Here is a 13,305-nt window from a genome sequence, read left to right as displayed (position 1 = left end):
GACCGTGACCCGGGCCTCCGACGTGCGCTCGGCCCAGGTCCCTCCGGCGCCGGGGGGGGGGTTTTCCCTTGGGGGTGGGGACGCCCCACAGTTTCTTTTTCTTCTTTTTTTCTGTTTCTTCTCACCCCCCCCTCCCCCCCCCACCTCTGCGTGTTCTGCGTGCTCCGCGTGTGCGGGCGTGGCTCAACCGGCCGTCGGCACCTGCGCCTTGAGCAGCGCCGGCAGACGCGTCGTGCGCGGCTTCTGGGGGACCTCCGCCACCGCCGTCGGCAGGGCCTGCTCCACGCCGTGGACGACCGACAGATGGCGCGCGGCCCGGCCGAAGGCCGTGTACACCCAGGGCCGCGTAAGGGCCTGTGCGGCGTCGCCCGGCAGCACCACCACGGCCGCGGGCCACCGGTGCCCGACCGCCTGGTGCGCGGTCAGCGCCCACCCGTGCCGCACGGACTGCTCCACCCGCTCCTTCGGTACGACGACGGGGGCGCCGGCGCACTCCAGATGCAGCCCCTCCGCGTCGGCCGTCACGACCCGTCCCGGCACCGAACGCCCCGGCGCGGGGGAGTAGGCGATCCGGTCACCCGGGTCGAAGCCGCCGAAGCGGCCCGGGCCGGGGTTGAGCCGCTCCTTGAGGGCGACGTTCAACGCACGCGTGCCGGCCGCGCCGCCGTGCCCCGGTGTGATCACCTGCGTCTGCTCGGGCGGGATGCCGATGGCCCGGGGCACCGAGTCCGCGACGAGCTGCACGGTGCGGTGCACTGCCTCGCCGGCGTCCCGCACCGGGACGATCACGACCTCCTTGCCGGGCGCCTCGACCTGATTCAGCTCGCCGATGCCGATGCCGGAGACCAACTCCCCGAGGGGGCCGGGGTCAGGGGCGCGCGAGGCGACCTGCGGGCAGACCCGGGCGGCGAGCAGATCCGCGAAGACCCGGCCGGGCCCGGCCGACCACAGCACACCGGGGTCGCCGCTCAGCACCAGCCGGGCACCGTCGGGCAGGGACTCGACGAGCACGGCCGCGGCCTCGACGTCGAGCTGGGGGGCGTCGAGAAGGACCAGCAGGTCGAGACCGAACGCGCCCTCCGCGTCCCGGCCCGGCCCCTCGGCACCGGAGAGCAGACCGGCGACGGTGACGACAGAGTCGGACACGCCGGTGCCCGGGGTCTCGTCCTGCCGCGCCGTGAGGAACGCGGTGAGGCGGTCGCGGCCGTCCGTCGTGCTCGCGGCCGCGTAGGCCCGCAGGCCGGCTGCCCCGGCCGCGGTGATCAGCTCCGCCACCTCCGCGCGGGACGCCTCGCCGCCGGTGTGCAGCACGAGTCCGTGGCCCGCGACGGCGCGCAGTAGCTCCGCGGCGGAACGGGACGCCGAGGCGGCGGCCGACTCCCAGTCCGCGGCGGACTCCTTGGGCACCGCGTTGACCACCCGGGCGAGCCCGTCGGCGAGGCTCTCCTCGGCGAGGGCGTACCGCTCCAGGCCGATGAGGACGCGGACCGGGCGCTCCTCCGGCTCCTCCGTCGCTTCCTCGGACTCCCGCGCGGGAGCGGCCGTTTCGAGGGCGTCCTGGAAGACCAGCACCTCGCCCTCCGCGAGGGCGCTCTGCACGGCCGCGTCCGGGTCGGGGACCGTGAGCCGGGTGAGCGCCGCGGTGAGGGCGGAGGCGTCCAGGGCGGTGTGCCCTGCGACGGCCGCCTGCTCCAGCAGCCAGACCGTGAGCGCCCGGCCGCGCCGTTCGTCGTCGGGACCGCACTCCGCGCCGAGCAGGGCTCGCGCGAACCCGTCGGCCTGCTCCGGCCGCACCCCTGCGACCCGCAGCAACTGCCAGGGATCCGCCCGCAGTTGTCCGTCCGCGCCCTCGCCCAGGGCAGCAGCGGCCTGGGCCGCGAGCACCTCGGGGGCGCCGCCCTCGGTCAGTACCGACCGCACGGCGTCGACGGTCGCCACGGCCGGCGCACCGGCGGCCGTGGCGACGGGCTCCGGGCGGCGCACCGGCTCGGCCACCGACCTGCGCGGTGTCGGCTCCGGCTCCCGGAAGGGCGTGGCCACGGGCTTCTCGCCGCTCTCCACGGCGCGCACCGCCGCGAGCAGATCGGCGGCCGTCCCGCTGAGCTTCGTCCCCGCCGCGATCGGCCCCTGCTTCTCGGCCTTCCGCCGCTCGATCCGCTCCCGCAGCTCACGCTGGGCCGCCAACTCGGCCTCGGCCTCGGACAGCTCGGTCGCCGCGGCGGCGGCCCCATCGGTCGCGGCCCCCGCGGCGGCCGCCTCAGCTGACGCCTCGGTGCCGTCCGCGGCCTCCGTCTCCGTGGCCGACGCATCGGCGCCGGCTTCGGCGTCCGTCCCCGCGGCTGATGCGTCGGTGCCGTCCGCGGCCTCCGTCCCCTCGGCCGGGGCGCCGGTGCCGGCTCCCGTGTCCGACGGGTCGGCGGCTGACGTGTCCTCCGGCCCCGTCCGGGCCTCGGGAGCGCCGTCCTTCATGCCCGCGCCCGGGGTGCCCGGCTCCGCGTCCTCCGTGGTCTCGGGCTCCGTGCTCACAGCGTGCTCCAGTCGTGATCGGGATAGTGGTGCACCGGTGCTGACACGTCGTCGAGCGCCCGGCAGATCTCGTCAGGAAGACTAAGGGTCTCCACTGACAATGCCGCCGTGAGCTGCTGCGCGTTGCGCGCGCCGATGATGGGGGCGGCGACGCCGGGGCGGTCGCGGACCCAGGCGAGAGCGACCTGGAGAGGGGTCACCGCGAGCCCGTCGGCGGCGGTCGTCACCGCGTCCACGATGCCGCAGGCGGCGTCGTCCAGATAGGGCGCGACGAAGGGCGCGAGGTGCTCCGAGCCGCCCCGGGAGTCGGACGGCGTCCCATGGCGGTACTTGCCCGTGAGCACGCCTCTTCCCAGCGGCGAGGAGGGCAGCAGTCCGACGCCCAGGTCGAGGGCGGCCGGCAGCACCTCCCGTTCGACACCGCGCTGGAGCAGGGAGTACTCCATCTGCGTACTGGCCAGCCGGGTGCGCATGCCCGGCGCCGCGAGCTGCCAGGTGGCTGCCTTCGCGAGCTGCCAGCCGCAGAAGTTGGACACTCCCGCGTACCGCGCCCGCCCGCTGCTGACCGCCAGGTCGAGGGCCTGCAGGGTCTCGTCCAGCGGGGTCCGCGGGTCGAAGGCGTGCACGTGCCACAGGTCGACGTAGTCCGTGCCGAGACGCTGGAGCGAGGCGTCGAGCGCGGACAGCAGATGTCCGCGCGAGCCGTCGAAGCGCCGGTCCGGATCGGGCACGCTGCCCGCCTTCGTGGAAATGACCAGGTCCCGGCGCGGGACCAGGCCTTCTATCAGCTGTCCGAGCAGATACTCCGCCTCCCCGTCCCCGTACACGTCCGCGGTGTCGACGAGGGTCCCGCCCGCTTCCCAGAACGCCTTCAACAGCTCCGCGGCGTCATGCTCGTCGGTGTCCCGGCCCCATGTCAGGGTGCCGAGCCCGATCCGGGACACGCGCAGGCCGGTACGGCCGAGATGCCTCTGCTCCATGGACGCCGAGATTACTGGCCGGAACTCGGTGCGTGGGGGCCCTGTGGACAACCCGCTTCAGGCAGCCCGGGACCTGTCCCTGCCGCCGCGCCCACCAGCGCGCTAGTGTCTCCGGAACAAGGGACGTTACTGATCGGTAAGGGGAATCGGCCATGCAGCTCGGGATCAACCTCGGCTACTGGGGCAGCGGAATGGACGCGGACAATCTCGCCGTCGCCCAGGAGGCCGACCGGCTCGGCTACGCGGTCTGCTGGGCCGCCGAGGCCTACGGCTCCGACGCGGCCACCGTGCTCAGTTGGGTCGCCGCCCAGACCGAGCGCATCGACGTCGGCTCGGCGATCTTCCAGATCCCGGCCCGCCAGCCTGCGATGACGGCGATGACCGCGGCGACGCTCGACTCGCTCTCCGGCGGCCGCTTCCGCCTCGGCCTCGGCGTCTCCGGCCCCCAGGTCTCAGAGGGCTGGTACGGCGTCAAGTTCGACAAGCCGCTGTCGCGCACCCGCGAGTACGTCGAGATCGTCCGCAAGGCGATGACCCGCGAGCGCCTCTCGTACGAGGGTGCTCACTGGACCCTGCCGCTGCCCGACGGCCCGGGCAAGCCGATCAAGCTGACCGTGCACCCGGAGCGCGAGCACATCCCGCTGTACATCGCGGCGATCGGCCCCAAGAACCTGGAGCAGACCGGCGAGATCGCCGACGGCGCGCTGCTGATCTTCCCCGCGGCCGAGCACCTGGAGGCCACGGCGCTCACGCATCTGCGCGCGGGCCGCGAGAAGGCCGGCAAGACCATGGAGGGCTTCGACGTCTGCCCGACGCTCCCACTCGCGCTCGGCGACGACAAGAACGTGACCGGCCTCGCCGACATGTTCCGCCCGTACACCGCACTGTACGTCGGCGGCATGGGCAGCCGGAAGCAGAACTTCTACAACCAGCTCGCCCAGCGCATGGGATACGAGAAGGAGGCCGCCGAGATCCAGGACAAGTACCTGTCCGGCGACAAGGAGGGTGCGGCCGCCGCCGTACCGCATCAGCTGATCGACCAGACGACCCTGCTCGGTTCCGTCGACCGCATCGCGGACCGGATGAAGGCATATGCGGCGGCCGGGGTGAACACCCTGACGCTGGCGCCCGCCGGCTTCACGCTGGAGGAGCGGATCGCCTCGCTCCGGGCCGGTTCCGACGCCCTGGAGCGCGCCGGGCTCGCCTGAGGGCGGTCGGAACGGCTGGAGAGTTCTGCGGCCGTGGTGGGGGCTCGGGGGTCTTCCCCGCCACGGCCGTCACGGGAACAACGCGTCAGGCATGCCCTCGGTTACGCCCCTGAATCGGGCGTGTCGTCCTTCGTTCGGCGGAGTTGTCCGGCGCAGGTGTTGCCGCTCGTCCCGCACAGCATTTGACTCAGTCTTTGCGGAGCCCCGCAGAGAGGTGGGCAGTGATGCTTTCGGCCAGGAGTCTGTTCCAGGAGATCCTCGACAACGACGAGTCGTTCCGGCTCTTCTGCTCCATCGCTGCCAGCGGCGAATCGCAGGGAGGCTGGGAGAACGGGCGCATCGCCGCACTCGTACCGCCGAGTGAACGCGAGCTCGCCCCCAAGATCACCCGGCACGGCGCCGACGAGGACAAGCACGGGCGGATCTTCAACGCCCTCATGAAGAAGCGCGGCCTGGAGCCCGTGGAGATCCCTCCGGAGACCGACTACACGATGCTCCTGGAGAAGTACGGGATCGGCCTCGCCCACGAGAAGCTCAAGGACGACCAGCCGCTCACCGTCCAGGACATCGTCACCTACCTCGCGCACAGCAGGGTCACCGAACAGCGCGCCTCCGAACAGATGGAGCTGCTGCGCAAGCACTTCTCCGACGACCCGGACATCGGCCGCGCGGTCAGGATGATCTCGAACGACGAGGACAACCATCTCGCCTACTGCCACGAGGAACTGCTGCGGTTCGCGTACGCGGGACACGGCCGGGCCATCCAGCGGACGCTGCGCGAGAGCGCGCTCGCCGAGATCCGCGTCTACCGGGACGTCAGCCTCGCCGTGATGGACCACATGGGACGCATCCTGGGCTGGCCCAGGGCCAAGGCGGCGACGCTCGCCGCGGGCATTCACGCCGTGTACGCCTACGACCGGCTGGTGGGCTGGCGGCGGATGGTCGCTCTGCGGATGCCCGAGCGCCGGGACGCCCTGAGCGGGCCCGCGCAGGCGGCACCCGAGTTCGCGTGATCGACGGTCACCCGCGCGTGGACGTGAACCACGGCCACGCGTACGTGCCTCAGAATTCCGGGCACGCGCGCGGTTGTCGCCTCCGGGCACGCGCGCGTGGCCGTCGTCGTCACATCCAGCCCCGCTGCTTGAACAAGCGGTAGAGCCCGATCTCCAGGACGACCATCAGCAGCACCACGGCGGGATACGACCACACCCAGTGCAGCTCCGGCATGTGATCGAAGTTCATGCCGTAGATGCCCGCGATCATCGTCGGAACCGCGGCCATGGCCGCCCAGGCGGAGATCTTCCGCATGTCGTCGTTCTGCCGGACACTCATCTGCGCGAGGTGCGCGGAGAGGATGTCGGACACCAGCCGGTCCAGGCCCTCCACCGACTCGTTCACGCGCGTCAGGTGGTCGCTGACGTCACGGAAGAACGGTTGTGCCTCGCCCTCCACGAACGGCACTCCGGAGCTGAACTGGCCCATGCCCGCGAGCCGCGTCAACGGCACGGCCAGCGGGCCGGTCGCCCTGCGGAACTCCAGGATCTGCCGCTTGAAGGTGTAGATCCGGGACGCCGTGTTGCGCGTGCCGCCGGCGGACGGTGAGAAGACCTCCGCCTCCAGCTCCTCCAGGTCGGTCTGCAGCTCGGTGGCCACCTCCAGATAGTGGTCGACCGTGGCGTCGGCGATGGCGTACATCACGGTCGTGGGGCCGTGCCGGAGCATGTCGGGATCCTTCTCCAGCCGGTCCCGCACCTCACCGAGCGGTGAACCCTCCCCGTGGCGCACGGTGACCACGAAGGAATTCCCGAGGAAGAGCATCACCTCTCCCGAGGAGACGGTGTCGTTGTCCGCGTCGTACGTCACCGGCTTGAGGACCATGAACAGCGAGTCGTCGTACACCTCGATCTTGGGGCGCTGGTGGGCCTTCAGGGCGTCCTCGACGGCCAGCGGGTGCAGTCCGAACTCACGGGTCACGTGGGTGAACTCCTGCTCCGTCGGCTCGTGCAGCCCGAGCCAGAGGAAGGCGTTGCCGTCGGCCCGCGCCTCGGCGAGGGCGTCCGAAAGGTCATCGGGGCCGTCACTGCGGCGCCCGTCTCGGTAGATGGCGCAGTCGACGATCACAGAGCGTATTCTCCCGCCGTCCGGACCGGGACGCATGCCGGTCGCCGCCTAGGCTGGAGCGTATGCCCACCCTCATCCTCGTCCGGCACGGACGTTCCACCGCCAACACCGCGGGCCTCCTCGCCGGATGGACGCCCGGCGTCGCCCTCGACGAGCGCGGCGCCGCCCAGGCCGCCGCCCTGCCCGGCCGGCTCTCCGCGCTGCCGATCTCCGAGGTCGTCATCAGCCCCCTGCAGCGCTGCCAGGAGACCGTACGGCCGCTGCTCGACGCCCGCCCCGAGCTGCGCGTCCACACCGAGGAGCGCATCGGGGAGTGCCATTACGGCGACTGGACCGGCCGCAAGCTCGCCGAGCTCATGGACGAGCCGCTGATGGAGGTCGTACAGACGCATCCGACCGCGGCCGCGTTCCCGGGCGGCGAATCGATGCGGGCGATGCAGACGCGCGCCGCCGAGGCGGTACGCGAGTGGAACGCGCGCGTGGAGCGCGATCATGGCAGTGACGCGGTGTATCTCATGTGCTCGCACGGCGACATCATCAAATCCCTTGTCGCGGACGCACTCGGACTTCATCTCGACCTCTTCCAGCGGATCTCTGTTGAACCGTGTTCCATCACCGCGATCCGTTACACCCGGATGCGGCCATTTCTCGTTCGCCTCGGGGACACCGGTGATTTCGCGTCCCTGGCGCCGCGCGAGGAGGCCGCGGGCGGCGACGCCCCGGTCGGGGGCGGGGCGGGCGCACCGTGATCGTCGGCCGCAGTAGGGTGAAGCGGTCGAAGCAGCGCAGTAGTTGTCAGCAACCCACGAGGACCGACGCAGGCTGAGCCCGCTGCCCGGTCCCGATGCCGATTCCAATGGAGAGACAGGACGTGTCGCGTCAGGTGTTCCTCTACGACCCACCGGACCGTTTCGTGGCCGGTACGGTCGGGCTGCCCGGGCGCCGTACCTTCTTCCTCCAGGCCACCTCGGGCCCCCGGGTGACCAGTGTGGCCCTGGAGAAGACCCAGGTCGCCGCCCTGGCCGAACGCATGGAAGAGCTGCTCGACGAGGTCGTACGGCGGACCGGGGGCAGCGCGCCCGTACCGGCCGTCGCCTCCGCCGATATCTCCGACACCGCCCCGCTGGAGAGCCCGGTGGAGGAGGAGTTCCGCGTCGGCACGATGGCGCTGGCCTGGGACGGCGACGAGCAGCGCATGATCGTCGAGGCACAGGCCCTGGTCGAGCTGGACGCCGACACCGATGAGGACCTCGCCGAGGCCGAGGAACGGCTGCTCCAGGACGAGGAGAACGGCCCGCCGATGCTCCGCGTCCGGCTCACCGGCGCACAGGCACGGGCCTTCGCCAAGCGCGCCCTCGACGTCGTCAACGCCGGCCGGCCGCCGTGCCCGCTGTGCAGCCTCCCGCTCGACCCGGAAGGACACGTATGTCCGCGCCAGAACGGATACCGCCGCGGAGCGTGACCACGGCCGAGCTGCTCGCCAAGGGCGAGCTGAAGGTGCGCGGACAGATCCGTGAGGCGTCGAACGCGGTGCTGTACTGCTCCGTCTCGTACGAGGGGCAGGACGCGTTCTGCGTCTACAAGCCGGTCGCCGGGGAACGGCCCCTGTGGGACTTCCCCGACGGCACGCTCGCACAGCGCGAGGTGGCGGCGTACGAGGTGTCCGAGGCGACCGGCTGGGGGCTCGTGCCGCCCACCGTGCTGCGGGACGGGCCGTACGGCGAGGGCATGTGCCAGCTCTGGATCGAGAGCGCGGCGGACAGCGAGCTGCTTGCGCTCGTCGACGACGAAGAGCCCGCGGACGGCTGGAAGGCCATCGGGTTCGCCGAGGTCGGCGAGGGGCGCACGGCACTGCTCGTGCACGCCGACGACGCGCGGCTGCGGCGCCTCGCGGTGCTGGACGCCGTGATCAACAACGCCGACCGCAAGGGCGGCCATCTGCTGCCCGAGGGCCAGGACCGGCTGTACGGCATCGATCACGGGGTCACCTTCAACGCCGAGAACAAGCTGCGGACACTGCTGTGGGGGTGGGCGGGGGAGCCGCTCACCGGGGAAGCGGTCGAGACGCTGACCACCCTGCGGGACGGGCTCGCGTCGGGCGGACCGCTGGCCACCCGGCTGGCCGAACTCATCACCGCGGCCGAGGTCGACGCCACGCGGGCGCGGGTCGACGCGCTCCTGGCCTCGGGGAAGCATCCCGAGCCGAGCGGGGAGTGGCCGGCCATTCCGTGGCCGCCGGTGTGACGAAGCCCAGCGGGCCCGGGCCCGGCGGTGGTTGTCCACCCCAGCGGCCCCGGTTTCCCTCCCGGGCCGTGCGCGGTCGGGGTGCAGCACGTATGCACAGCGACGCCTGGCCGGCAAGACCGCCTTCCCGGCCATCAGGCCTGGTCCGGTTCGTATACGGAACATCCGTCCGGTTAGGCTCAAGGCATGTATGCCTGGCCCGCTTCTGAGGTCCCCGCCCTGCCCGGTGAGGGACGCGACCTCCGGATCCACGACACCGCGACCGGAGGGCTCGTTGCCCTCGACCCCGGTCCCGTCGCCCGTATCTACGTCTGCGGCATCACGCCGTACGACGCGACCCATCTGGGTCACGCGGCGACCTACAACGCGTTCGACCTCGTGCAGCGCGTGTGGCTCGACACCAAGCGGCAGGTTCACTACGTCCAGAACGTGACCGACGTCGACGACCCGCTCCTGGAGCGCGCGCAGCGCGACGGCATCGACTGGGTGGGGCTCGCCGAGAAGGAGACCGCCCTCTTCCGGGAGGACATGACCGCCCTGCGGATGCTGCCCCCGCGGCACTACATCGGTGCGGTCGAGGCGATACCCGGGATCGTGCCGCTGGTCGAGCGGCTGCGGGACGCCGGTGCCGCCTACGAGCTCGAAGGGGACGTGTACTTCTCCGTCGAGTCCGACCCGCACTTCGGGCAGGTGTCCCACCTGGACGCCGCCGCCATGCGCCTGCTCTCCGCCGAGCGGGGCGGCGACCCGGACCGGCCGGGCAAGAAGAACCCGCTCGACCCGATGCTCTGGATGGCGGCCCGCGAGGGCGAGCCGAGCTGGGACGGCGGCTCACTCGGCCGCGGCCGGCCCGGCTGGCACATCGAGTGCGTGGCCATCGCGCTCGACCATCTCGGCATGGGCTTCGACGTCCAGGGCGGCGGCTCCGACCTCGCCTTCCCGCACCACGAGATGGGTGCCTCCCACGCCCAGGCGCTGACCGGCGAGTTCCCCATGGCCAAGGCGTACGTCCACGCCGGCATGGTCGCGCTGAACGGCGAGAAGATGTCGAAGTCCAAGGGCAACCTGGTCTTCGTCTCCACGCTGCGGCGCGACGGAGTCGACCCGGCGGCCATCCGTCTCGCGCTGCTCGCGCACCACTACCGGGCCGACTGGGAGTGGACGGACACGGTCCTCGAAGAGGCGGTCGCCCGTCTCGCGGACTGGCGCGCGGCGGTGTCACGGCCCGACGGCCCCTCCGCCGACGCACTGGTCGACGAGATCCGCGTCGCCCTCGCCGACGACCTGGACGCGCCGGCCGCGCTCGCCGCGGTCGACCGCTGGGCCGCGGTCCAGCACGAGCGGGGCGGTACGGACGAGGGTGCGCCCGGGGTCGTGTCGCGTGCGGTGGACGCCCTGCTGGGAGTGGCTCTCTAGGCGACAAGGTCTGCCCGACTGCCCGGGCGGCCGGGCCGGCGGCGAACGCGGCTCTGCGGCAGCAACAGGACGCCGGGCGGGGATCTACCCGCCCGGCGTCCTTCATGCGTGTGGAGCGTCCGCTGTCACTTGCTCACGATGACGGACTGGATGACGCTGCTGTTGGTGTCGAAGATCGCGTAGATCTGCTGCCCGAAGGCAAACGCGCGCTGGACCTCGTCGTGGGTCACCTGGTTCGGGTTCACCAGCCGGCGCCAGCCGTTGTTGATGTACAGGTAGAGCACCTGCGGCTGGCCCGGGAGCGGGGTGACGACGTCCTGGAAGTGCTGGGCCACCCCGATGGCCAGCGCCTGGGTCTCGACCGCGCTCGGCAGGACCAGTGGCTCACCCTGCTGGATCTGCTGAATCTGGTGCTGCTGTGGCTGCTGCTGCGCGCCGAGCTGTTGCTGACCACCGAGCTGCTGCAGCAGTTGTTGGAACGGCTGCTGCTGGCCGAGCTGCTGGAGCTGCTGCTGCAGGTGCTGGGGGAGCTGGTGCTGGCCTTGTTGCGGGGCCTGTTGCTGCTGACCCATGCCCTGCTGACCCAGCCCCTGCTGTCCGAACGGCTGCTGCGTCTGCTGTCCGAACGGCTGCTGCTGCCCCAGCCCCTGCGGTCCGAACGGCTGCTGCATCTGCTGGGCGAACGGCTGCTGCTGGCCGCCCTGTTGTCCGAACGGCTGCTGCTGGCCGATTCCCTGCTGCTGGTACGGCGAGGTGCTCGGCTGCTGGTGCTGTCCCTGTTGGCTCATCTGCGGGGTGGTGCTCATGCGGGTGCCACCTTCCCTGAATCGTTGAGCGTTGGTCGGGTCGAGCGTTGGTCGGGTCGAGCGTTGAGCGTCGGTCGGATCGATCGGATCGGTCGTTGAGCGTCGGTCGGGTCGTGCCCGCCCGTGAAGGCCGGGTCGCCGGGTCGCCGGCTCGTCCCTGACGACCAGGTCCTCAGCCCGTTACCACCAGGCCGACGATCTCGTCGTCCGAGAACCAGACCCGGACGTCGGGGTGTCCCGAAGCGAAGGCGGTGTGCACCGCCTGGCGCGTCTCGGGGGTCGGGTTGTTCAGGTTGCGCCAGTCACCGGCCACGAACAGCCGGATCCGCGGCGGGAGTTCACGTGGGTACGGCAGCAGCTCGTCCCAGTACCGCTCGGCCCGGCCCGACCCGACCGCGTCGGGCAGCAGACGGGTGACCGCTGCCTTGATGTCCGGCCGGCTGCCGATCCGCTGGGACGCGGGCCGCCCCGGCGCGTCCTGCTGCGGAGAGCCGGTCGCCCGCAGCACCGAGCGGACGCGTTCCGGCGACATCGGGTCGTGCCCCGCCGCCTTCAGCATGCCCTGCAGTGCGGCCAGGGCGCCGACCACCACCGGGGAGGCGGAGGAGGTCCCGGAGAACGTGTCCGTGTACCAGGCGATCTCCTCGGCGCCGCCCTGCAGATCGCCGGGCCGGTCCCAGGAACCCCCGGTGGTCGTGACCTCGCGCCCCCAGCCCTGCGCGTCCAGACGTGCCCCGTAGTTGGAGAACGCCAGCCGTGAGCGGTCCGGGCCGTGGTCGCGGCCATGGGTGCCGGGCGGCGGCGCACCGGCACCGACCAGGATCGCGCCGGAGGACTGGTGGGAGGGGTTGAACGGGTTGCGCCAGTCCTCCGGGAACTCGTCGGGACGGCGTTCGTACACCGCGTCGTCGAGCGACTCGCCGCCGTTGCCCGCGGCCTCCACCACGACGACGCCCTTGTCGGTCGCGTAGCGGATGGCCGCGCAGTCGTCGGGCCACCACTCCAGCGCGATGTATCCCTGCTGGTCGCCGCGCTGCTCGTAGTCGAGCCGGGGTCCGGGCCGGTGGAGTTCGACCAGGACGATGTCGCCCGGGCCTAGCCGGTCGGCGGCCGCGTGGATCGCGGCCGCCGTACCGATGCCCTGGAAGGACGCGGCCGCGGTCACGGCGTCCGGGACGATGCCGGAGATGCCCCGCTCGTTGCGGTCACCGCCGATCACACCGATCACGGCGGTGCCGTGGTTGCGCCACGCGAGGTCGGTCAGCGGGGTGCCGACGACGACGCCGGCGAGCTTGGCCGCCAGATCCTCGTGGCCGAGCTGCCAGGCGCCCTCCACGTCGATCACCGTCACGCCCTGGCCCGTGCCGCCGGGGCGCTGCCAGGCCCACGCGGCGTCGATCCCCTCGGGCGCCCGGCTCAGATAGCCCTGGCGGCTGCTGAAGTCGGGGGTGACCGGGGCGCCTTCCTTCACTCGCCGGCTGTCGTCCGTGCTCTGCCCGACGGAACCCACCGAGGCGGGTACGGCGCCGGGCTTCACGTACGCCGTGTCGATCTCCGGCAGTGCGGCGATCCGTGAGCGCAGCTCCTGGGCGCGGCTCTCGACGCCGCGGACCCGGTAGAAGCGGGTGAGCTCCGGCACGCTCTCGGCGTGCGCGGACTGCTGGAGCCGCTCCTCGCTGCCGAACAGCGGTTCCAGGGCGAGCTGTTCGTCGCTGAGGAACATGTTGAGGGCCGATACGTCGGAGCCCGCCGCCGAGCGCACGCCCTCGGCGCCGGCGCGCAGCCGGGCCTCGCGCCGAGCGACGACGATCAGCTCCTGCTCCGCTCCTCGGTAGGTGAATCCCGCTCCGTCGGGCCCCGGCCCGGATGCTCCCGGGCCCTGCGTCGGCTGTACCTGATCGGTCATCGCGTGCCGCTCCCTTCGGTCCCTGCGGGTGCCTTGTCGCGGGGTGACGCGGTGTCAAGTCCCGTCTCCGGACCGCGTCTTCGGGGCCCAACCTGGCA

The 13,305-nt window shown here is 72.0% G+C and carries 11 protein-coding genes; 6 read left to right on the top strand and 5 right to left on the bottom strand.

Annotated features, from left to right (window positions below):
* Positions 1 to 183 precede the first annotated feature (183 nt).
* Both ACFWM2_RS31205 and ACFWM2_RS31200 read right to left on the bottom strand, forming a co-directional pair.
* Positions 184 to 2,526: a helix-hairpin-helix domain-containing protein gene (locus ACFWM2_RS31205; RefSeq protein WP_383286892.1), complete on the bottom strand. Its 2,343-nt coding sequence runs from the start codon at positions 2,524 to 2,526 to the stop codon at positions 184 to 186.
* Positions 2,523 to 3,506 (bottom strand): aldo/keto reductase, encoded by a 984-nt coding sequence (locus tag ACFWM2_RS31200; RefSeq protein WP_383286890.1) that lies wholly within the window; start codon positions 3,504 to 3,506, stop codon positions 2,523 to 2,525. Before ACFWM2_RS31200 ends, ACFWM2_RS31205 begins: the two co-directional genes overlap by 4 nt.
* Before the next feature lie 152 nt (positions 3,507 to 3,658).
* Between ACFWM2_RS31200 and ACFWM2_RS31195 the strand changes: the two genes are divergently transcribed.
* Both ACFWM2_RS31195 and ACFWM2_RS31190 read left to right on the top strand, forming a co-directional pair.
* Positions 3,659 to 4,714, top strand: a complete 1,056-nt coding sequence (locus tag ACFWM2_RS31195) for an LLM class F420-dependent oxidoreductase (protein ID WP_383286888.1) — start codon at positions 3,659 to 3,661, stop codon at positions 4,712 to 4,714.
* Positions 4,715 to 4,938: 224 nt separating this feature from the next.
* Positions 4,939 to 5,727, top strand: coding sequence for a ferritin-like domain-containing protein (locus tag ACFWM2_RS31190; RefSeq protein WP_383286886.1), 789 nt, complete (start codon positions 4,939 to 4,941; stop codon positions 5,725 to 5,727).
* A gap of 109 nt (positions 5,728 to 5,836) precedes the next feature.
* Here ACFWM2_RS31190 and corA read toward each other — a convergent pair whose 3' ends face one another.
* Positions 5,837 to 6,835, bottom strand: a complete 999-nt coding sequence (gene corA / locus ACFWM2_RS31185; protein WP_383286884.1) for a magnesium/cobalt transporter CorA — start codon at positions 6,833 to 6,835, stop codon at positions 5,837 to 5,839.
* Positions 6,836 to 6,897: 62 nt separating this feature from the next.
* Here corA and ACFWM2_RS31180 point away from each other — a divergent pair, with 62 nt between their 5' ends.
* The 4 genes from ACFWM2_RS31180 to mshC all read left to right on the top strand — a co-directional run bounded on the left by ACFWM2_RS31180 (position 6,898) and on the right by mshC (position 10,495).
* Entirely contained in the window at positions 6,898 to 7,584 is a 687-nt protein-coding gene (locus ACFWM2_RS31180) for a histidine phosphatase family protein (protein ID WP_383286882.1), read from the top strand.
* Positions 7,585 to 7,706: 122 nt separating this feature from the next.
* Positions 7,707 to 8,297 carry a DUF3090 domain-containing protein gene (locus ACFWM2_RS31175; protein WP_383286880.1) on the top strand — a complete coding sequence of 197 codons (591 nt, stop codon included), beginning with the start codon at positions 7,707 to 7,709 and terminating at the stop codon, positions 8,295 to 8,297.
* On the top strand, positions 8,261 to 9,079 hold the full coding sequence (locus ACFWM2_RS31170) for an SCO1664 family protein (RefSeq protein WP_383286878.1): 819 nt from the start codon (positions 8,261 to 8,263) through the stop codon (positions 9,077 to 9,079). The genes ACFWM2_RS31175 and ACFWM2_RS31170 overlap by 37 nt, the downstream gene beginning before the upstream one ends.
* Before the next feature lie 186 nt (positions 9,080 to 9,265).
* Positions 9,266 to 10,495, top strand: coding sequence for a cysteine--1-D-myo-inosityl 2-amino-2-deoxy-alpha-D-glucopyranoside ligase (mshC, locus tag ACFWM2_RS31165; RefSeq protein WP_383286876.1), 1,230 nt, complete (start codon positions 9,266 to 9,268; stop codon positions 10,493 to 10,495).
* A 125-nt stretch (positions 10,496 to 10,620) separates the two neighbouring features.
* On the opposite strand, the gene ACFWM2_RS31160 is transcribed toward mshC, so the two are convergent.
* Complete coding sequence (locus tag ACFWM2_RS31160) at positions 10,621 to 11,301, bottom strand: hypothetical protein (protein ID WP_383286874.1); 681 nt, start codon at positions 11,299 to 11,301, stop codon at positions 10,621 to 10,623.
* 172 nt (positions 11,302 to 11,473) lie between these two features.
* Positions 11,474 to 13,207 (bottom strand): S8 family peptidase, encoded by a 1,734-nt coding sequence (locus tag ACFWM2_RS31155; protein ID WP_383286872.1) that lies wholly within the window; start codon positions 13,205 to 13,207, stop codon positions 11,474 to 11,476.
* Positions 13,208 to 13,305 lie beyond the last annotated feature (98 nt).

Source organism: Streptomyces sp. NPDC058371, from assembly GCF_042723265.1.
Taxonomy (GTDB): Bacteria; Actinomycetota; Actinomycetes; order Streptomycetales; family Streptomycetaceae; genus Streptomyces.
The sequence above is the reverse complement of the archived record's forward strand: the minus strand, read 5'-3'. Positions and strand labels throughout refer to the sequence as shown.

Bases quoted from the DNA above. Each gene is read 5' to 3' on its own strand.
- ACFWM2_RS31170 (WP_383286878.1), top strand. From the start codon at position 8,261: ATGTCCGCGCCAGAACGGATACCGCCGCGGAGCGTGACCACGGCCGAG.
- ACFWM2_RS31180 (WP_383286882.1), top strand. From the start codon at position 6,898: ATGCCCACCCTCATCCTCGTCCGGCACGGACGTTCCACCGCCAACACC.
- mshC (WP_383286876.1), top strand. From the start codon at position 9,266: ATGTATGCCTGGCCCGCTTCTGAGGTCCCCGCCCTGCCCGGTGAGGGA.
- ACFWM2_RS31160 (WP_383286874.1), bottom strand. From the start codon at position 11,301: ATGAGCACCACCCCGCAGATGAGCCAACAGGGACAGCACCAGCAGCCG.
- ACFWM2_RS31200 (WP_383286890.1), bottom strand. From the start codon at position 3,506: ATGGAGCAGAGGCATCTCGGCCGTACCGGCCTGCGCGTGTCCCGGATC.
- ACFWM2_RS31155 (WP_383286872.1), bottom strand. From the start codon at position 13,207: ATGACCGATCAGGTACAGCCGACGCAGGGCCCGGGAGCATCCGGGCCG.
- ACFWM2_RS31190 (WP_383286886.1), top strand. From the start codon at position 4,939: ATGCTTTCGGCCAGGAGTCTGTTCCAGGAGATCCTCGACAACGACGAG.
- ACFWM2_RS31195 (WP_383286888.1), top strand. From the start codon at position 3,659: ATGCAGCTCGGGATCAACCTCGGCTACTGGGGCAGCGGAATGGACGCG.